The organism is Streptomyces cyaneochromogenes, assembly GCF_003963535.1.
GTDB classification, from domain to species: Bacteria; Actinomycetota; Actinomycetes; order Streptomycetales; family Streptomycetaceae; genus Streptomyces; species Streptomyces shaanxiensis.
Genome location: NZ_CP034539.1, coordinates 981,937 through 999,940, shown reverse-complemented (window position 1 = coordinate 999,940; position 18,004 = coordinate 981,937). Strand labels below are relative to the sequence as shown.

The window sequence follows — 18,004 nt, the reverse complement described above, 5'->3', positions numbered from 1 at the left end:
GGACGGCCCTCCTCGGGCAGGGGAGAGCCCCGCACCGTCGAGCGCGGACCGGGTACCCCCTCACCGCGCGGTGAACCGGGCGGCGGAACCCCGATCACCCTCACCGTGAACGGGCGTCCTAGGGTGCGGGCATGACCACGCAGACGTACCTCTCCGAACTCTTCTCCCTGGACGGCCGAGTAGCCCTGGTGACCGGCGGCAGCTCCGGTATCGGCCGGGCCATCGCCGAGGCCCTCGCGCGTGCGGGGGCGAGTGTCGTGGTCGTGGCGCGCAGGGAGGCGGAGCTGTCCGCGACGGTCGGTGAGCTGGCGGCCCACGGCTGCCGGGCGGCCTGGGTGAGCGCGGATCTGGGCACACGCGACGGAGTGCGCTCGGCGGCCGAGGAGGCGGTCGAGCCGTTCGGCGAGCCCGACATCCTCGTCAACTGCGCCGGGATCAACCTGCGGCCCCCGCTGGGCGAGCTCGGCGAGGACGTGTGGGACACGACCATGGCCGTGAACCTGGAGGCGCCCTTTCTGCTGGGACAGCGGTTCGGGCCCGGCATGGCCGAGCGGGGCTTCGGGCGCCTCATCCACGTCACCTCCCAGCAGGCACACCGCGCCTTCGTGCAGAGCGGTGCCTACGGCGTCTCCAAGGGGGCGCTGGAGTCGCTGGCCCGTTCGCAGGCGGAGGCGTGGTCGCCGTACGGCGTCACCTGCAACACCCTCGTGCCGGGTTTCGTCATGACGCCCCTCAACGCACGCCTGTCGGACGACCCCGAGAAGGTGGCGGCGCTCGCCGCGCGCACGATGGTCGGGCGCAACGGCCTGGCCGAGGACTTCGCGGGCGCTGCGGTGTTCCTGGCGAGCCGGGCCGCCGCCTACGTCACCGGGCAGGCGGTCTTCGTCGACGGTGGGCTCTCCGTGCACTGACCCGCGCGGGTGGTTCGCCGGTCAGCGCAGGTCGAGCCGCATCAGGATCCGGGGATGACCGGCCAGCACCGAGGTGGTGTCGGCGGCGTGGACGAACCCGGCGCGTTCGAAGTTCTTCCGGAGCCCGGCGTACGCCATCGTCAGGTCGACCTTGGCGTCGCCGTTGTCCAGCGGGTACGCCTCGATCACCGGCGCGCCCCGGTCGCGGGCGAAGTCCACCGCGCCGGCGATGAGGGCGTGGGTGATCCCCTGCTTCCGGTGACCGGGGCGGACCCGGATGCACCACAGCGACCAGACCGGCAGGTCGTCGACGTGCGGGATCTTGCGGTTGCGCGCGAAGGACGTGGCCGAGCGCGGCGCCACCGCGGCCCAGCCGACGGGTTCGTCACCGTCGAAGGCGAGCACTCCCGGAGGGGGATCGGCACGGCACAGCTCGGCCACGTACTCACCGCGGGCCGGGCCGCGGAGCTCGTTGTTGAGCTTGGACGGGATGCGGTAGCTCAGGCACCAACAGACGTTCGCCGCGGGCGACTTCGGGCCCAGCACCTGGCGGACGTCCTCGAAGACCGAGGCCGGGCGAATGTCGATGGTCATGGCTCCACCCTGTCACGGCACCCGCCCGGGCACCGCGTCAGGCCGTGGCGTGGAACGCGCGCAGCATGTCCGCGACCTGGGTGTCGGAGACCGGGCCGAAGTCCTCGTACCACTCTCCGACCGCGTGCAGCGACGGCGGCTGGTGCAGACAGACGAGGTCGTCGCACTCGGAACGGACGGCGGCGGTGGTGCGTGGGCTGCCCACCGGGACCGCCAGGATCAGCCGGGCCGGCTCATGGCGGCGCAGGAAGCGCAGCGCGGCCATGGCGGTCAGGCCGGTGGTCAGGCCGTCGTCGACCAGGACGACCGTGCGGGCGTTGACCGACGGGGGCGGGCGGTGGCCGCGGTGGACGTACTCGACGAGGTGCAGGTCGTTGCGTTCGCGCGCGACCACGTCACCGAGCCGGTCCTCGGACAGATGCATCATGGTGAGGCTCTGCCGGTCGTACAGCGGCGGGTCGTCCGCGACGATCGCGCCGATCGCCGTCTCCGGCCGGATCGGAGTGCTGATCTCACGGGCGACGAGCACGTCCAGCGGGGCGTGCAGGGCACGAGCCACCTCCGCGGCGACGGGCACGCCGCCGTTCGGCAGGGCCAGGACGAGTGGATCGACGAGATCGCCGGACCCGGCCCAGTCGAGCAGCCGCAGGGCGAGTTCCTGTCCGGCATGGGTGCGGTCGCGGAATGACACGGCGCTCCTCCCTCGCGCTCGGCGCAGCAGCCGGGTTCCCGGCGCGGCACACGGCGAAACGAACCGCGCCGGGGTCGTGGGCGCGGGCGGTGTTCTCCCTGGTGAGGAGGTTCGTCCGGCGACTGTCCGGCGTCGCGTGTGGACCGCGTCCGCAGGGGTACTGCGGCGCACATGACAGGCATCGAGCTCAAGAGCTCCGCGTTCGACGACCACGCGACGATCCCGCGTCGCCACGCCAAGGAGGGCGACAATCTCTCCCCGCCCCTGACCTGGTCCGGCGTGCCCGACGAGACGGTGGAGCTGGCCCTGCTGTGCGAGGATCCGGACGCTCCGTCGGGGACCTTCGTCCACTGGCTGGTCACCGGCATCGATCCGCACACGCAGGGGCTGCGCGCGGGCAGAACGATCCCGGGCAGCCACCCGCACAGGAACGGCTACGGGCAGTCGGGGTGGGGCGGTCCGCAACCACCGGTCGGCGACCGGGCGCACCGCTACTTCTTCCGCCTCTACGCCCTCCCGGGCCCCGTCTCCATCCCGGACGAGGCCACGGCCGACGAGGCTCATCGGGTGCTCGACCAGCAGCAGCTGGCCAGCGGAACACTCGTCGGGCTGTATCGCCGCTGAGGGCTCCGGCGACCGTCGCGACGGACGGACGAGCGAGTTCGTCCGGCATGCCGGGCTGCGTACGGGGCTTCCAGAGCGCATGGTGGTGGCATGAACACGCGTCCCCCCGTGGTGGTGCTGCCGCCCGCGTCGGACGGCGGGCGTCAGGTGACGATCCACGGCAAGCCTGCGGGCACCGCGTACAGCCTGTTCGACGTGCTGGACCTGGTGCACCGCGCGGACCTGCCCGCCGAGGACCACGCCGTCGACGACCCCGAGCTGATCGAGTGGCGCGGCGGCGGGCCGTACGACTGGAACGAAGCCGACACGACCGATACGGCGGACGGGTGAACCCGGCGGTCACCCTCTGATGTGCGAGGTTCCCGTCGGAGCGCCGCCGGCCTTCACTGAGGGCGGCAACTCCGAACGGAACCACGACATCACGGGGACACGCATGAACCGCACGAAAGGCATCCTCGCAGACGGCCTGGCCGCCACCGTTTCGGCGCCGGCCCCGCACCCTCGGCGCGGTGGCCGCCCCCGCCCAGGCTGCGGTGCCCGGCGGGGCCGCGGCCGTGGCGGGCACCGTCGACTGTGACGGCTGGACCATCGGGTAGGAGGGCTACCGGCCCGCCGGGCCGTCCGGATCGGCGTTGAACACCGGGTGGCAGCTCGTACCGCGAGCGCGTTGCGGTCCGCCCAGTAGTACTTCAGGTTCATCAAGTGCGCCCCGTGCGCCGGGTACTCGACCAGTTCGTAGTAGGCGACCCGGTACGCCTCGGGCAGCTTCGCCCCCGTCGCCCGGACCCGCTCCAACAGTCTCTCGGAGGGGGCGGGCGAGCCCTGTGGTGTGTCCGATTCCGGTGGGTGGGGTACGCGGCGACGGACGGAAGGGGAAGCCATGCAGTTCCGTGACCGCGAGGAGGCCGGGCGGGAGCTGGCGGAGCAGCTGCGCATCCGGCACGACAAGGGCGTCCTTCCGCACCCCGTCGTCCTCGCACTGCCCCGGGGCGGCGTCGCGGTCGCCCGGGAGATCGCCCAGGTGCTCGGGGCCCCGCTGGACGTGCTCGTCGTCCGCAAGATCGGCGCCCCGTTCCACGAGGAGTTCGGCGTCGGCGCGCTCGCGGGCGACGACCCCCCGCTCTTCGATGAGGCGTCGCTGTACCGGCTGGGGCTGAGCGAGGCGGATCTGGCGCCGACGGTGGAGCGGGAACGCAAGGAGCTGCGGCGGCGCGAGGAGCGGTACCGGCAGGGCCGGCCGGCTCCGGAGCTGCGCGGCCGTACCGCCGTCGTGGTCGACGACGGGGTCGCGACCGGCTCCACCGCCCGCGTCGCCCTGCGCGCCGTACGCAACCGGAACCCCGGGCACCTGGTGCTGGCCGTCCCGGTCTGTGCGCCGGACGCGGCCGAGGAACTGCGCCGCGAGGTCGACGAGTTCGTCTGCCTGTACGAGCCGAGGCTGTTCAGCGCGGTCGGTGAGTGGTACGAGGACTTCGGTCAGCTGACCGACGCCGATGTGCTGGAGGCGCTGCGCGGGGCGTGAGGGCTCATGGAGAGCTCGGCGGCCGAGGCTCACCGTGCGGCTCGGGCGGTGCCCTTCGCCAGGGTGAGCGCGCCGTCCGCGTTCAGGGTGAGGTGGGCGCCGTAGCTGATGCGGTCGAGGGTGGACCGCAGCCAGGCGCTGTCCTCGGGCGGCGCCGGTTCCAGGCGCATACGGCGGGCGAGCAGGGGTGACATGCGCAGGTCGGTGAGGGCACCCGTGTCCGCCGCCACCGTCACGAAATAGGCGATGCGCAGGTCGTCGCGGTACTGCTCGTAGCCCGGGATGCCCTCGTAGTCGTCGATGAAGTCGCCGCAGCCGTGCAGGATCAGCCGGTTCCGGTAGAGCTCGACGGGGCGGGGGTGGTGCGAGGAGTGGCCGTGCACGATGTCGGCTCCGCCGTCCACCAGGGCGTGCGCGAAGCGGCGTTGGTCGCGCGGGACGAGGTAGCCCCAGTTGGAACCCCAGTGCACGGACACGACCACGATGTCACCGGCCCGCTTCACCGAGCGGATGTGCCGCACCGTGGCGGCGGCCGTCGTGGGCGAGAGCTCGGGCACATGGGCGACGCCGGGCGCATCGGCCGTCGCCGCCCAGCCGGGCGGGATGCCGCTGGTGGCGGCGCCGAGGGCGAAGACGAGCACACGGCCGCCGTGGGGGAGCGGCAGCGCGACGGGCGCGTACGCCTCCTCGGCGGTCCGCCCCGCACCCGCCGTCCGCAGCCCGGCGCCGTGCAGTACGGCGAGGGTCTCCTCCAGGCCCGGTCGGCCGAAGTCCTGGACATGGTTGTTGGCCAGGACGCAGACGACGGGCCGGGCCACCATGAGGGCGGGCAGGTTGGCCGGATGCATGCGGTAGTGGACCGCCTTGCCGGGCTCGAACGCGGCGCTGCGCGTCACCGACGTCTCCAGATTGACGATCCGGACGTCCGGCGCGCTCGCCTCCAGCAGCGCCAGCGCCTCGCCCCACGGATAGGCCGGATCGACCGGCACCGGGATCGGCCCGCTCACCGCCTCCGCCATGCTCACGTACGCCCGCGCGTCCGTGACGTACCCCTCCCGCAGCCCGGGGTCCCCGGGCCGGGCCAGGATCTGGTCGACGCCACGTCCGAGCATCACGTCGCCGCAGACGAACAGCGTCACCGTGCCGCCCCTCATGTCTCAACGGTACGAGGTCGCGGGGCGGGTGGCTTTGGGCGGACGGTTCGGTGGGCTGTCGGGTGGGGGACGGGTTCGGGTGCAGGGTTGCGGGAATGGCCGTGGCGATCCGTTGCGGGGACGGGTTCGGGTGAAGCGTTGCTGGACGGGTCCTGGTGAACCTCCCGGGGCCCGGCGGTGAGCTGGGCAACGGGCCCGGGTGGAGCGTTGCCGGGATGGCGCTCGGCGGTCCGCGGTGGGACGGCCTCCGGCGAGGCGCTGCGGGGTGGGCCCTGGTGAACGCCGTGTGGGGGCTCCCGGCGATCCACTGCGGGACGAGCCCAGTGAAGCGTTGTGGGACGGCCTCCGGCGACCCGCTGTGGAGTGGGCCCTGCTGAACCGCCATGGGACGGGTTCTGGTGAAGCATGCGGGTCAGGTCTTGGTGACCCGCCACGCGCGATCCTCTCCGGCGAACCGCCGCGGGGTGGCCATGGTGAACCGTCGCGCGGGGTTCCCGGCGGTCCGCCGCGGGCCAGGACCCGGCGGAGTGTCGCGGGCGGCCTCCGGCGATCTCCCGCTGGACGCCCCGGCAGAACCGCCGCGCGCGGGACGCCCCCGGCCGACCCGCCGCGCCTCACGCGATACGGACGCGCCCGCGCGGGTACCCCGCACCTGCGTGTCGGGCGTACGGGGACGTCGGTCGAGGTGCGGGAGGCTGTCATGGAACTGGTGGAGGAGGCTCCTCACCGCTTCCGTATGGACCCGCACGGTCCGATGCGGGTGCCCGGCGTGGTGTTCGCGTCCCGGGCGTTGCTGAGGGACGCCGAGCAGGCGTTGGAGCAGGTGGCCAACGTGGCCACACTGCCCGGGATCGTCGGCGCGTCGTACGCCATGCCGGACATCCACTGGGGCTACGGCTTCCCCATCGGCGGCGTCGCCGCGACCGACGTGGCCGACGGCGGGGTCGTCTCACCGGGCGGGGTCGGCTTCGACATCTCCTGCGGCGTACGGCTGCTGGCGGCCGACACCGACGGCAAGGCGCTGGCGTCGGCGCTGACCGCGGTGATGGACGGCCTGGACCGGGCGATCCCGCGCGGCGCCGGGCCCGGCGGGGTGTGGCACCTGACCGGGCCCGGCCAGCTGGAGCGGATCCTGCGGGGCGGTTCCCGGTACGCGGTGGAGGAGGGGCACGGCGAGTCGCGCGACCTGGCGCGCTGCGAGGACGGCGGGGCGGTCGCCGACGCCGACGTGGACCAGGTGAGCGCGCGGGCACGGGAGCGCGGCCTGGGCCAGGTCGGCAGCCTCGGTTCCGCCAACCACTTCCTGGAGGTGCAGCGCGTCGACGAGGTGTACGACGCGACGGCGGCCACCGCGTTCGGGCTCTCCGTCGGCCAGGTGTGCGTGATGATCCACTGCGGTTCCCGCGGCCTCGGCCACCAGATCTGCACCGATCACGTCCGGCTGATGGACCGGGCGATGGCTCGGTACGACATCAAGGTCCCCGACCGCCAACTCGCCTGCACACCGGTCGAGTCGCCGGAGGGGCAGCGGTACCTCGGCGCGATGGCGGCCGCGGCCAACTACGGCCGCGCCAACCGCCAGTTGCTGTCCGACGCGGCCCGCCGGGTCTTTCGCCGCGCCGCGCACACCCGGCTGTCGCTGGTGTACGACGTCTCCCACAACCTCGCCAAGATCGAGACCCACCCGGTGGACGGGGCCCGCCGCACCCTGTGCGTCCACCGCAAGGGTGCGACCCGGGCCTTCCCGCCCGGCCACCCGGACCTGCCGGACGACCTGCGCGCGGTCGGCCAGCCGGTGCTGATTCCCGGGACCATGGGTACCGCCTCGTACGTCCTGGTGGGTGTGGCAGGTGGAGACGCCTTCGCCTCCACCTGCCACGGCGCCGGCCGGGTCCTCAGCCGCCATCGGGCCGCCCGCGCGGTGGGCGGCCGGGAACTGCGGGCCCGCCTGGAGTCGGCGGGCATCGCGGTGCGCCCACGGTCGCTGCGGGGCCTCGCGGAGGAGACGCCCGAGGCGTACAAGGACGTCGGCGAGGTGGTGGCCGTGAGCGAGGGCGCGGGACTGTGCCGGACGGTGGCCCGGCTGGTGCCGCTGGGGGTGGTCAAGGGCTGAGGGCGCCGCGGGCAGGGGGCCCGGGGTCGGGGGTCGAGGGGGGAAGCCGTATGCCGTCTGCTGCGGCTCCACGGCCGTACTCCTCACACGTCCACGGTCACCTCGCACGACCACCCGTACGGACCCGGCCCGATGTGCAGCCCGTGCCACGAGACGCCCTTCGGCGTGGCGCCGGTGACCTCCACGTCCGCCAGGTCGGCGAGCGCGAGCCGCACGTCGAGGTCGCCGTCCGTGGTGTCGGCCTCCAGGTCGACGGGGACCCGGCCGTCCACGTCGAGGCGGAAGACCACCTCGTCGAGGAGCGCGGTCAGCAGGTCCTCGTCGCTCTCCTCAGCGAACCGCACCCGCTCCACCGACGTGGGCCGTACCGCCGTGAGGTCCGCGAAGCACTCCACCATCCCGAGCGCGGCCTCCACCAGACAGCGCTCCCGGCTCGCGCCCCACGCCTCGATCCGCACGTCGGCCGTGTGCGGCACCGCCCGATGGCCGCTGCCGCCGCTCCGCCGTGTCTCGATGTCGTCGTCCGTGTCGCCGACCATCGGCACCACCTGATCCGCCGAGTCGTCCCCGAGGAGGGCGTTACACGGATAGGGGTACCCGAGTCGGGGCAGGGCGTACCGCCAGGACCCAAGGAGCCGACATGCCGGACATGAGGCAGGACGAGGCGCGCGGGCGGTTCGCCGCGGCGCCCGTCGCGCGGCTGGCCACGGTCGACCCCGAGGGCCGTCCCCATCTGGTGCCGGTCCTGTTCGCGGTGCGCGGCGACGAGATCGTCACGGCCGTGGACGGCAAACCGAAGCGTTCGCGGCGGCTCAGGCGGCTGCACAACATCGCCGTCAGCCCGGCCGTCTGCCTGCTGGTGGACGAGTACGACGACGACTGGGACCGCCTGTGGTGGGTGAGGGCGGACGGCGGTGCCCGGATCCTGCAGCCCGGCACGTCGGAGATGTCAGACGCGTCTGACAGGGCCGACTCGTCCTACGAGTACGCCGCCGCGATCGAGCTGCTGCGGCAGAAGTACCCCCGGTACCGGCGGCAGCCGCCGGACGGACCGGTGATCGTGATCACCGTCCTGCACTGGAGCGGGTGGCAGGCCTCCGCGCCGGCCGTCGCGTGAATCCATCCGTGCAGAGTGAATCCATCCGTGCACACCCATTGACCCTTGACCGTCCACGACCATAACCTCCGTCCTCATATGTAGACGGCGTCTTCATGTGAGGACCTCATTCAGTGGGTTGAACAGAAGCGGCCGATGTTCAAAGGAGAACCTGCACATGCCGCTCGTGGTGGTCGGGATCAGTGTCCTGGTCCTGCTCGTCCTGATGACCAAACTCAGGCTGAACGGCTTCGCCGCCCTGCTCCTGGTGGCCGTGGCCGTCGGCCTGGTGCAGGGCATCGGGCCGGAGAAGATCCCGGACGTGCTCGCCGAGGGCATCGGCGGGCAGATCGGCGACACCATGCTCACCATCGGCCTCGGCGCCATGGTCGGCCGGGTGATGGGGGACTCCGGCGCCGCCCAGCGGATAGCAGGGAAGCTCCTGGAGGTGTGCGGCCCTCGCTGGGTCCAGGTCGCCATGGTGCTGACGGCCATGCTCATCGGCGTGACGATGTTCTACGAGGTGGCCTTCGTCATCATCGTGCCGATCGCGTTCACGCTCGTGCGGGTCACCCGGGCGAACCTGCTGTGGGTGGGGCTGCCCATGTCGATCGCCCTGTCCACCATGCACAGCTTCCTGCCGCCGCACCCCGGCCCCACCGCGGTGGCCGCCACCTTCCACGCGTCCGTCGGACTGACCCTGTTCTACGGCCTGTTCATCGCCGTGCCGGTGGGTGCCTTCATCGCCCTGCTCTGGCCGCGCATCCCCTTCGTCCGGGCGATGAACCCCTCCATTCCCAAGGGCCTGGTGAGCGAGCGGGTCTTCGAGGACGACGAGATGCCCGGCCCGGGCTGGTCGCTGTCCGTCGCCCTGCTGCCCGTGGTGCTGATCGCCGGCGCCGCGGTGACCGACCTGGCGGCCTCCGGCGACAGCGGTCTGCTGCACTTCATCGCCTTCATCGGCTCCGCGCCGATCGCCCTGCTGCTCACCCTGCTCGTCGCGGTCTGGGCGTTCGGTCCGCGCATCGGCCGCAGCCTGGCCGAGGTCAGCGCCTCCTGCAAGGAGGCCGCCCAGGCGATGGCGATGATCCTGCTCGTGATCGGCGCGGGCGGCGCGTTCAAGAACGTCCTCGTCGAGGGCGGGATATCCGACTACATCAAGGACGCGACCGACGGCTGGTCCATCTCCCCGATCATCCTGGCCTGGCTGATCGCCGCCATCCTCCGGGTGGCCCTCGGGTCCGCGACGGTCGCCGTCGTCACGGCCTCCGGCGTGGCGCTGCCCCTGCTCGCCGGCAGCGGTGTCCACCCCGAGGTGATGGTCCTCGCCGTCTCCTGCGGATCGATCGCCTTCTCCCACGTCAACGACCCGGGCTTCTGGATGTTCAAGGAGTACTTCAACCTGTCCGTCCTCGACGCCATCAAGGCCCGTACGACCTACACGACGGTCCTCGCGATCCTGGGCCTGGGCGGTGTACTCGTCCTGGAACAGGTCCTGGACGCCCTGAGCATCTGACTGCTCCCTGTTCCTCTCGACTGCCCACCCTCCCTCGACCGCTAACCGTTAACCGCTCACCGCCCACCACTCCCCTCACGAGAACGGCACCCGCCCAGCCATGAGTCAGCCCGTCGTCACCCGCTTCTCCGTCTATCCGGTCGCCGGCCGCGACTCGATGCTCCTCAACCTCTCCGGTGCCCACGCCCCGTACTTCACGCGCAACGTCGTCGTCCTGGAGGACTCCGAGGGCCGGACCGGTCTGGGCGAGGTGCCCGGCGGTGAGAAGATCACCCAGACCCTGCGCGACGCCGAACCCCTCGTCGTCGGCGCCCGCGTCGGCGACCACAAGCGCGTCCTGCGCACGATCGAGGCGACCTTCGCCGACCGCGACTCGGGCGGTCGCGGTGCGCAGACCTTCGACCTGCGGACGACGGTGCACGCGGTGACCGCCGTCGAGTCGGCCCTCCTCGATCTGCTCGGCCGGCACCTCGAAGTGCCGGTCGCCGCCCTGCTCGGTGACGGCCAACAGCGCGACGCCGTACGGGTCCTCGGCTACCTCTTCTACGTCGGCGACCCGGACCGCACCGACCTGGACTACGTCCGCGACTCCGGCTCGGCGGTCGAGTGGTACCGGATCCGGCACGAGGAGGCGCTGACCCCCGAGGCCATCGTCCGGCAGGCCGAGGCGACCTACGACCACTACGGCTTCCGCGACTTCAAGCTCAAGGGCGGTGTCCTGCCGGGCGCGGGGGAGGTGAAGGCCGTACGGGCGCTCAAGGAGCGCTTTCCCGAGGCGCGGATCACCCTCGACCCCAACGGCGCCTGGTCGCTGCGCGAGGCCGTCGAGCTGTGCCGCCCGCTCGTGGGCACGCTCGCCTATGCCGAGGACCCCTGCGGGGCGGAGGGCGGCTACTCGGGACGGGAGATCCTCGCCGAGTTCCGCCGGGCCACCGGGCTGCCCACGGCGACCAATATGATCGCCACGGACTGGCGCCAGCTGACGCACGCCCTGGCCCTGCAGTCGGTCTCCATCCCGTTGGCCGACCCGCACTTCTGGACCATGCAGGGGTCGGTACGGGTGGCCCAGCTCTGCAACGCCATGGGGCTGACCTGGGGCTGCCACTCCAACAACCACTTCGACATCTCCCTGGCGATGATGGTCCACTGCGGAGCGGCCGCCCCGGGCGAGTACAACGCCCTGGACACGCACTGGATCTGGCAGGAGGGACGGGAACGGCTCACCGCCGAGCCGCCCAGGATCACGGGCGGCGAGGTCGCCGTACCGGACACACCCGGACTGGGAGTCCGCCTGGACATGGACCGGCTCCTCGCCGCGCATGAGCTGTACCGCGAGAAGGCCCTGTCGGGCCGGGACGACGCGGCCGGGATGCAGTACCTGATCGAGGGCTGGACCTTCGACGCGAAACGGCCCTGTCTCGTGCGCTGAGTCTGCGCGGCCACCGCGCGGTGGTGCCGGGTGCACGAGTTCGACGGCAGGGAAGGCGGGGCGTTCCGGGTCTCGCTCATCTATGACCTACCGACCGGCACCGGCAAGTCGGACCCGCGGACCGACACGTATCACGGTCACTTCGTGCGGCTCGTGCCGGACGAGCAGGTGGTCGAGGAGGCCGAGTTCGATCCGGCGTCACCTATAGCTGATCTTTGCCTGGGGTTCGCCGGGCGTACGAAAGCGCTCGCTTGCATCGGTGTATGGACACCGAACTGTTGTCAGGGCTGCGCGTCGACTACACCGATCAGGACGACCCCGTGCTGATCAGGCCGGACGGCAGCCCCGTGGACACCTGGCGCGAGAACTACCCGTACCAGCAACGCATGGAGCGCCCGGAGTACGAGTGGCACAAGCGGCTTCAGCAGATCGAGCTGCTGAAGCTGCAGAGCTGGATCAAGGAGAGCGGGCGCCGTCTGGTCATCGTCTTCGAGGGGCGGGACGCGGCCGGCAAGGGCGGCACGATCAAGCGCTTCACCGAGCACCTCAACCCGCGCGGCGCCCGCGTGGTGGCGCTGGAGAAGCCGACCGAGCGCGAGCGCGGGCAGTGGTACTTCCAGCGGTACGTGGAGCATCTGCCGACCGCCGGCGAGATCGTGCTGTTCGACCGGTCCTGGTACAACCGGGCCGGTGTGGAACGGGTGATGGGCTTCTGCAGCGACGACGAGTACCGGCGCTTCATGCGGCAGGCGCCCGCCTTCGAGCGGATGCTCGTGGACGACGGCGTCGACCTGATCAAGTTCTGGTTCTCCGTGTCCCAGGGCGAGCAGCGCACCCGGTTCACCATCCGCCAGGTCGACCCCGTACGGCAGTGGAAGCTCAGCCCCATGGACCTGGCGTCGCTGGACCGCTGGGAGGACTACACCGCCGCCAAGGTCGCCATGTTCCGCGAGACGGACACCGAGCACGCGCCCTGGACGGTGGTGAAGAGCAACGACAAGAAGCGGGCACGCGTCGAGGCCATGCGTAGCGTACTGGCCCGCTTCGACTACGCCGACAAGGACGAGGAAGTCGTCGGCACCGCCGATCCTCGGATCGTCGGCGCGGCCGCGGGCCTGCTGGAGGCCGGTGAGGACGACTCCGAGCACGGCCGCTGACCGGCGGTGGCCCCGGCTCCGGCCGCGACGCTAGCTCCGGGGAAGCACCGTGACGCGACGGAAGTTGCACTCGTCCCCTGCCGGGGCTGAGGCGGGGGAGGGGCGGTGCTGGTGGGCCTTGAGCGCGGCGCTGACCAGGCTCATCAGCAGGTCGACGTCCGTGTCGCAGTCGAGATGCACGGTCACCCAGTTCGAGCCCGGGAGCAGCCGGATCGCGGTCGACTCCCGCAGGTCGTCGTGGAACCGCTGGATGGCCGACACGGTCAGGTGCAGGTCCACGTCCCGCTCGGAGTGGAAGTGCACGATCTCGCTGTGGACGGTGCGCAGTGCCCGCCCTGCGCCGCAACTGGCCGGGCCCGAAGTCAGATCGGGCCAGACTTCCAGTTGCTTCATGGCGCGCTGGGCCAGTGTCATGTCCCCATAGTCACCCGATCACCGCGTCGCAACCAGAGGTTGAGCGAACTGTAACCGTGGCGTGAGGTAACCCGGCACCGGCCCACTACCCGCCGTGAGGGCCTACTCGGGCGGCGTCGGGGTGTCGTGCGTGCGGTACATCGCCTGTACGTCCAGCTCCAGCTGGACCGTCGGACCGACCACCGCGATGCCGCGCGCGAGCATGCTGCGCCAGTTCAGCGTGTAGTCCTCCCGGTGGAGCTCCGCCCTGGCCAGAGCGGCGCAGCGCAGCTCCTCGCCGTAGCCGCCGTTGACCGACCCCAGGTAGGTGGTGTCCAGCTCGACGGAGCGGCTGATCCCGTGCATGGTCAGGGAGCCGTGCAGCGTCCACTTGGTGCCGCCGCGGTAGGCGAAGCGGGTGCTGGCGAAGTCGATGTACGGGTAGCGCTCGACGTGCAGGAAGTCGGCGGAACGCAGGTGGTTGTCCCGGGTGGTGTTGCCCGTGGTGATGCTCGCGGCCTCGATGCGCACGGACACCCGGGAGGCGGCCATGTCCTGCTCGACCCGTATGCCGCCGGTGAAGCGCTCGAAGCGGCCGTGGACATGGGCCATGCCGACGTGCTTGGCGATGAACCGGATCGCCGTGTGCGGCGGGTCGAACAGCCAGGTGCCCGGCGCCGGCAGGTCCAGCTGGCGTCCCGACATCAGCTGGACGCGCGCCGTGGGGGGCGTCGTACCGCCGATGACGTCCAGGGTCTCCTGGTGCGGGGTCAGGCCCTCGGCCGTGATCCGCAGGCCGTAGCGGCCCGGCGGAAGCGCCGCGCAGAACAGCCCGTACGGATCCGTGGTGCCACGCACGACGACCTCGTGCGAGTCCATCGCCGTCACCGTCACCTCGGCCCCCCGCATCGGCAGGCCCACCGGATCGACGACCTCGCGGGCCACGCCACCGGCACCGGACGGCACGGCGAATCCGGCAGCGGGCACCCCCCGGGAGCGTCGACTCCTGAGCAGTCCGAGGGGCATGACCATCACCTTTCTTCGGGGGTGGGGGGAATGGGAGTGGGGGGAAGGAAAAGAGGCCTACTGGAGGGCAGCCGTCGGCGGTACGCCGTCGTACGCCGCCCGCAGCAGCGTGAGCACGCCGTCGGCCGTGACCGGACGGGGATTGGCGTACGCCTGGCCGGCGGCCTGCGCGGCCGCTGTCACCAAGTCGGCCTCGGTGAGGCCGAGTTCGGCGAGGGAGCGGGGGGCGCCGAGGCGTCCGGCCAGTTCCCACAGGGCCGTCGGGGCGTCATCGGCGTCCAGGGCACGGGCCACGGTGGCGGCCGCGTCCGGCGCGGCGGGCGCGTTGTGGGCCAGGGCGTACGGCAGGACCACCGTGTGCGTCTCGGCGTGCGGCAGGCCGAAGGTGCCGCCCAGGACATGGCACAGCTTGTGGTGCAGGCCCATGGTGGTGGCGCCCAGGCAGGACCCGCACAGCCAGGCGCCGTACAGCGCACGGCCGCGCGCCGCCAGGGACGCCGGCTCCGCGGCCAGCTCCGGCAGCGCCCGCGCCATCGCCCGTACGCCCTCCTCGGCCATCAACGCCACCAGCGGCGAGGTGTCCGGGGCGTACAAAGCCTCGACGGCGTGCGCGATCGCGTTGACGCCGCTGGTCACGGAGAGCGGCACGGGCAGCGAGAGGGTGAGCTCGGGGTCGTAGACGACGCTCCTGGGCAGCACCTTCGGGTCCCGGCCGGTGCGCTTGGCGCCGTGCTCGGTCAGGCCCCAGACGTCGGTCATCTCCGAGCCGGAGTAGGTGGACGGCACCGCGATGAGCGGCAGCCCGGTGCGCAGGGCGATCGCCTTGCCCAGCCCGATCGACGAGCCGCCCCCGACCGCCACGCACCCGTCGGCGCCCGCTGCCCGGGCCGCCTCGACGGCCCGGTCGGCGGCCTCGACGGGCACATGCATCCGGGCCCCGTCGTGCAGTCCCGCGCAGGCCGGGCCCAGCGCCTTTGCGACCGCCCGTGCGGTGTCCGCCCCGCGCGCACCGCACACCACCAACAGGCGCCGCAGACCGAGGTGTTCGGCCTCGCCGGGCGTCGCCGACACGGCCGCACCGGGCCGCAGGACGACCCGCCCGGGCCGGCTCTCGTACGAGAAGTCGAGGAAGCCGGTCACGAGGCCTCCAGCACGAGGTCGAACCGGGCGTGCCGGAAGGGGTTGTCGACGCCGAACTCCCGGGCCAGCGACGGGTCGTCGGCCGGCTCGAAGTCCTGCACCAGGCTCGGCTTGACGGCGAACACGGCGTCGGAGTCCAGGTACTCGCTGCCCGCCACGAAGATGTGCGTGGTCACCGGCGTGTGGCCGGCGGCCGAGGCGATGAAGTGGATGTGGGCCGGGCGGTAGGGGTGGCGTCCCGTGGCCCGCAGCAGGTCGCCGACCGGGCCGTCCGTCGGGATCGGGTACGGGCTCGGCACACACGTGCGGAACCAGAACCGGCCCTCGGCGTCCGCCGTGAACAGGCCCCGCCCGTTGCCCGGCGGCTGCACGTCCGGGCGCTGCACGTCGTAGAAGCCGTGCGCGTCGGCCTGCCACACGTCGACCACGGCGCCGGGCAGCGGACCGCCGTCCCGGGACAGCACCCGGCCGCTGACCACGCACGGCTCGCCGTCCCCGACCAGGTCGATGTTCGCGCCGAGCGCGCGCACCGGGGACTCGGTCATGTGGAACGGGCCCAGCACGGTCGACTCGGTGGCGCCGGGCCCCTGCCGCTCGTTGATCGTCTCGAGGAGCATCGACAGCCCGAGCACGTCCGAGAGCAGGATGAACTCCTGCCGGGTGTCCGTGCAGGCCTGCCCGGTGGCCGTCAGGAACCCGATCGCCCGCTCCCACTCCTCCTGCGTCAGCCGTGACTCCCGCGCGAAGGCGTGCAGATGCCGGATCAGGCCGGTCAGCAGCTCCCGCAGGCGTGGATCGGCGGTCCCGTGCAGACTGGCGACGGCCTCGTCCGTGACCGTCGGTTCATCCGCCATCTCGGCTCCCTTCTCGGCACCCATCTCAACCGTGCCCGAGAATCCGCCGCAGCGCGTCCGTGAGCACCCCTTCGGCGTCCTCGGCCGTGCCGGCGTGCCGGAACGCCACGTACCCGTCGGGGCGGACGAGGAGGGCGCCCGCGTCGGAGATCTCCCTGAGGTTCGCCCAGTCGCCGTACGGGTCCTCGTACTCCTGGCCCGGTCCGATCACCACCGTGGCGATGTCGAGGGGCTGGGCCGCGGCGGCCCGCACCCAGGCGTCGCCGCCGATACCGGTGAGCAGCGTGAAGCGGCCCTTGCCGACGGTGTCCAGGGTGGACAGGGTCCGGGTCCCCGAGGTGATCCAGGCGTGCGGGAGCTTGGCGCCGGGGCGGGAGGTGGGCTGGTGGTGCAGCTCGGGGTCGCGGGTGAAGCCGGGGTCGGGCGTGCCGTCGGGGACGACCGCGGCAGAGCTTTCGGCGGGATAGCGCTGGTTGAGGTCGACGCCGTGCGCGTTGAACTCGTACACCTTGAAGGCGATCGCCTCGCGCAGCGCGGCCCGCTGCTTCTCGGCCGCCTCGGTAGCGTCCTTGCGGGCGGCGATGTTGGCCCACAGCCGCTCGGGCGTCTGCGGCGAGAGCCCGTCCAGCGCCTCGAAGATCGGGGCGGTCTCGCCGATGGACTTGTTGGCGCGGGTCACGATCTGCTTCCCGACCGGAGCCCGCTCCGCGTCGTAGGTGTCGAGCAGCTTCGGCGAGGCGACCCCTTCGAGGACGAGCTTCAGCTTCCAGGCCAGGTTGTAGGAGTCCTGGATGGAGGTGTTGGAGCCGAGCCCGTTGGACGGCGGGTGCCGGTGCACGGCGTCACCGGCACAGAAGACCCGGCCGTTCGCGTACGTCTCGGCGTACATCTCGTTGACCGTCCACGCCGAGGACGACTTGATGGTCACCGGGATCTCGTCGTCGCCGACGAGCTGCCGTACGACGGACAGGGCGTACTCCTCGGTGAGGTCGGGGGCGCCCGCGGTGACGTCGTAGCCCCAGACGATCAGCCACTCGTTCCAGGGGCGGACGTTGCGCACCAGTCCCGCGCCGATGCCGCCGACCGTGGCACCGGGCGCGAGCACCCAGTAGAGGGTGGACGGCCGGTGCGCGGTGTACTTGCTCAGGTCCGCGTCGAAGACGATGTTGATGCTGCCCGCGACGCCCATCTGTCCGCCCATCGGCAGCCCCGCGTCCTCGGCGACCTTGGAACGGCCGCCGTCGGCACCGATCAGGTACTTGGCGCGGATGGTGTACTCGTCGCCGCGCAGCCGGTCCTCGACCGTGACCGTGACGCCTCCCTCGTCCTGGACGAAGGACTTGTAGACCGTGCTGAACCGGAAGTCGGTGCCGCGCGCGATCGCCGCGTTCACCAGCACCGGCTCCATCAGATGCTGCGGCATGTCGCACATCCGGGTCGGGCTGGCCAGTTCGTGCGCGGCCTGCACGAGCGGGTCGTTGCCCCACGAGCGAACCCGGCCCAGCTCCTCGCCGGCCAGGCTGGTGCAGAACGTCGTGTTGCCCATCAGATGCTGGGGCGTCGCCTGGGCGACCACGTCCTCCTCGACGCCCAGGTCGCGCAGCACCTCCATGGTCCGCTGGTTGGTGATGTGGGCGCGGGGGGTGTCGGCGAGGCTCGCGTACCGGGTGACGACCATGTTGCGCACGCCGTAGGTGCTCAGCGCGAGCGCGGCCGACGCGCCCGCCGGGCCGCTGCCCACGATCAGTACATCGGTCTCGACGACGGTGTGCACGACAGAAGCT

General features: G+C 72.0%; 18 protein-coding genes and 1 pseudogene. 10 read left to right on the top strand and 9 right to left on the bottom strand.

All coding sequences use genetic code 11. From position 1 onward, the window contains the following. Positions 1–131: 131 nt before the first annotated feature. On the top strand, positions 132–911 hold the full coding sequence (locus tag EJ357_RS04215; protein ID WP_126388732.1) for an SDR family NAD(P)-dependent oxidoreductase: 780 nt from the start codon (positions 132–134) through the stop codon (positions 909–911). Positions 912–932: 21 nt separating this feature from the next. On the opposite strand, the gene EJ357_RS04210 is transcribed toward EJ357_RS04215, so the two are convergent. Beyond that, on the bottom strand, positions 933–1,505 hold the full coding sequence (locus tag EJ357_RS04210; protein ID WP_126388730.1) for a GNAT family N-acetyltransferase: 573 nt from the start codon (positions 1,503–1,505) through the stop codon (positions 933–935). 37 nt (positions 1,506–1,542) lie between these two features. After that, entirely contained in the window at positions 1,543–2,196 is a 654-nt protein-coding gene (locus EJ357_RS04205) for a phosphoribosyltransferase (RefSeq protein WP_126388728.1), read from the bottom strand. A gap of 171 nt (positions 2,197–2,367) precedes the next feature. Here EJ357_RS04205 and EJ357_RS04200 point away from each other — a divergent pair, with 171 nt between their 5' ends. From EJ357_RS04200 to EJ357_RS04185, 3 genes are all read left to right on the top strand, one after another. Next, positions 2,368–2,820, top strand: coding sequence for a YbhB/YbcL family Raf kinase inhibitor-like protein (locus EJ357_RS04200; RefSeq protein ID WP_126388726.1), 453 nt, complete (start codon positions 2,368–2,370; stop codon positions 2,818–2,820). 90 nt (positions 2,821–2,910) lie between these two features. After that, complete coding sequence (locus EJ357_RS04195) at positions 2,911–3,150, top strand: hypothetical protein (RefSeq protein WP_126388724.1); 240 nt, start codon at positions 2,911–2,913, stop codon at positions 3,148–3,150. A 550-nt stretch (positions 3,151–3,700) separates the two neighbouring features. Continuing rightward, the gene (locus EJ357_RS04185; protein ID WP_126388720.1) at positions 3,701–4,342 is read left to right on the top strand and encodes a phosphoribosyltransferase; all 642 of its coding nucleotides are present in this window, start codon (positions 3,701–3,703) and stop codon (positions 4,340–4,342) included. Positions 4,343–4,371: 29 nt separating this feature from the next. On the opposite strand, the gene EJ357_RS04180 is transcribed toward EJ357_RS04185, so the two are convergent. Next, on the bottom strand, positions 4,372–5,496 hold the full coding sequence (locus EJ357_RS04180) for a CapA family protein (RefSeq protein ID WP_126388718.1): 1,125 nt from the start codon (positions 5,494–5,496) through the stop codon (positions 4,372–4,374). A gap of 700 nt (positions 5,497–6,196) precedes the next feature. Between EJ357_RS04180 and EJ357_RS04175 the strand changes: the two genes are divergently transcribed. Beyond that, positions 6,197–7,609 (top strand): RtcB family protein, encoded by a 1,413-nt coding sequence (locus EJ357_RS04175; RefSeq protein WP_126388716.1) that lies wholly within the window; start codon positions 6,197–6,199, stop codon positions 7,607–7,609. Between the two features lie 83 nt (positions 7,610–7,692). Here the strand turns inward: EJ357_RS04175 and EJ357_RS04170 are convergent, their stop codons facing one another. Next, positions 7,693–8,148 (bottom strand): archease, encoded by a 456-nt coding sequence (locus EJ357_RS04170; RefSeq protein ID WP_126388714.1) that lies wholly within the window; start codon positions 8,146–8,148, stop codon positions 7,693–7,695. 101 nt (positions 8,149–8,249) lie between these two features. Between EJ357_RS04170 and EJ357_RS04165 the strand changes: the two genes are divergently transcribed. The 5 genes and pseudogenes from EJ357_RS04165 (at position 8,250) to ppk2 (ending at position 12,807) form a co-directional block, all read left to right on the top strand. Continuing rightward, entirely contained in the window at positions 8,250–8,726 is a 477-nt protein-coding gene (locus tag EJ357_RS04165; protein WP_126388712.1) for a TIGR03668 family PPOX class F420-dependent oxidoreductase, read from the top strand. 118 nt (positions 8,727–8,844) lie between these two features. Beyond that, entirely contained in the window at positions 8,845–10,221 is a 1,377-nt protein-coding gene (locus EJ357_RS04160; RefSeq protein WP_267132841.1) for a gluconate:H+ symporter, read from the top strand. Positions 10,222–10,321: 100 nt separating this feature from the next. Beyond that, on the top strand, positions 10,322–11,650 hold the full coding sequence (locus EJ357_RS04155) for an enolase C-terminal domain-like protein (protein WP_126388707.1): 1,329 nt from the start codon (positions 10,322–10,324) through the stop codon (positions 11,648–11,650). 9 nt (positions 11,651–11,659) lie between these two features. Then, a pseudogene (locus EJ357_RS49030) lies at positions 11,660–11,854 on the top strand (polyketide cyclase); the annotation flags it as partial. A gap of 59 nt (positions 11,855–11,913) precedes the next feature. Further along, the gene (ppk2, locus tag EJ357_RS04145; protein ID WP_126388705.1) at positions 11,914–12,807 is read left to right on the top strand and encodes a polyphosphate kinase 2; all 894 of its coding nucleotides are present in this window, start codon (positions 11,914–11,916) and stop codon (positions 12,805–12,807) included. 30 nt (positions 12,808–12,837) lie between these two features. Here the strand turns inward: ppk2 and EJ357_RS04140 are convergent, their stop codons facing one another. The 5 genes from EJ357_RS04140 to EJ357_RS04120 all read right to left on the bottom strand — a co-directional run bounded on the left by EJ357_RS04140 (position 12,838) and on the right by EJ357_RS04120 (position 17,994). Beyond that, a complete protein-coding gene (locus tag EJ357_RS04140; protein WP_126388703.1) occupies positions 12,838–13,221 on the bottom strand; it encodes a luciferase domain-containing protein in 384 nt (127 codons plus the stop codon). 102 nt (positions 13,222–13,323) lie between these two features. Then, the gene (locus EJ357_RS04135; protein ID WP_126388701.1) at positions 13,324–14,226 is read right to left on the bottom strand and encodes a YceI family protein; all 903 of its coding nucleotides are present in this window, start codon (positions 14,224–14,226) and stop codon (positions 13,324–13,326) included. Positions 14,227–14,283: 57 nt separating this feature from the next. Further along, on the bottom strand, positions 14,284–15,366 hold the full coding sequence (locus tag EJ357_RS04130; protein WP_126388699.1) for a maleylacetate reductase: 1,083 nt from the start codon (positions 15,364–15,366) through the stop codon (positions 14,284–14,286). Then, on the bottom strand, positions 15,363–16,220 hold the full coding sequence (locus tag EJ357_RS04125) for an intradiol ring-cleavage dioxygenase (RefSeq protein WP_126388697.1): 858 nt from the start codon (positions 16,218–16,220) through the stop codon (positions 15,363–15,365). Before EJ357_RS04125 ends, EJ357_RS04130 begins: the two co-directional genes overlap by 4 nt. A 25-nt stretch (positions 16,221–16,245) precedes the next feature. Next, a complete protein-coding gene (locus tag EJ357_RS04120) occupies positions 16,246–17,994 on the bottom strand; it encodes an FAD-dependent oxidoreductase (protein ID WP_126388695.1) in 1,749 nt (582 codons plus the stop codon). Positions 17,995–18,004: the final 10 nt, after the last annotated feature.

Excerpts from the sequence above, each read along its gene's own strand:
- EJ357_RS04215 (WP_126388732.1), top strand. The coding sequence starts at position 132 with ATGACCACGCAGACGTACCTCTCCGAACTCTTCTCCCTGGACGGCCGA.
- EJ357_RS04210 (WP_126388730.1), bottom strand. The coding sequence starts at position 1,505 with ATGACCATCGACATTCGCCCGGCCTCGGTCTTCGAGGACGTCCGCCAG.
- EJ357_RS04200 (WP_126388726.1), top strand. The coding sequence starts at position 2,368 with ATGACAGGCATCGAGCTCAAGAGCTCCGCGTTCGACGACCACGCGACG.
- EJ357_RS04195 (WP_126388724.1), top strand. The coding sequence starts at position 2,911 with ATGAACACGCGTCCCCCCGTGGTGGTGCTGCCGCCCGCGTCGGACGGC.
- EJ357_RS04185 (WP_126388720.1), top strand. The coding sequence starts at position 3,701 with ATGCAGTTCCGTGACCGCGAGGAGGCCGGGCGGGAGCTGGCGGAGCAG.
- EJ357_RS04180 (WP_126388718.1), bottom strand. The coding sequence starts at position 5,496 with ATGAGGGGCGGCACGGTGACGCTGTTCGTCTGCGGCGACGTGATGCTC.
- EJ357_RS04175 (WP_126388716.1), top strand. The coding sequence starts at position 6,197 with ATGGAACTGGTGGAGGAGGCTCCTCACCGCTTCCGTATGGACCCGCAC.
- EJ357_RS04170 (WP_126388714.1), bottom strand. The coding sequence starts at position 8,148 with ATGGTCGGCGACACGGACGACGACATCGAGACACGGCGGAGCGGCGGC.
- EJ357_RS04165 (WP_126388712.1), top strand. The coding sequence starts at position 8,250 with ATGCCGGACATGAGGCAGGACGAGGCGCGCGGGCGGTTCGCCGCGGCG.
- EJ357_RS04155 (WP_126388707.1), top strand. The coding sequence starts at position 10,322 with ATGAGTCAGCCCGTCGTCACCCGCTTCTCCGTCTATCCGGTCGCCGGC.
- ppk2 (WP_126388705.1), top strand. The coding sequence starts at position 11,914 with ATGGACACCGAACTGTTGTCAGGGCTGCGCGTCGACTACACCGATCAG.
- EJ357_RS04140 (WP_126388703.1), bottom strand. The coding sequence starts at position 13,221 with ATGACACTGGCCCAGCGCGCCATGAAGCAACTGGAAGTCTGGCCCGAT.
- EJ357_RS04135 (WP_126388701.1), bottom strand. The coding sequence starts at position 14,226 with ATGCCCCTCGGACTGCTCAGGAGTCGACGCTCCCGGGGGGTGCCCGCT.
- EJ357_RS04125 (WP_126388697.1), bottom strand. The coding sequence starts at position 16,220 with ATGGCGGATGAACCGACGGTCACGGACGAGGCCGTCGCCAGTCTGCAC.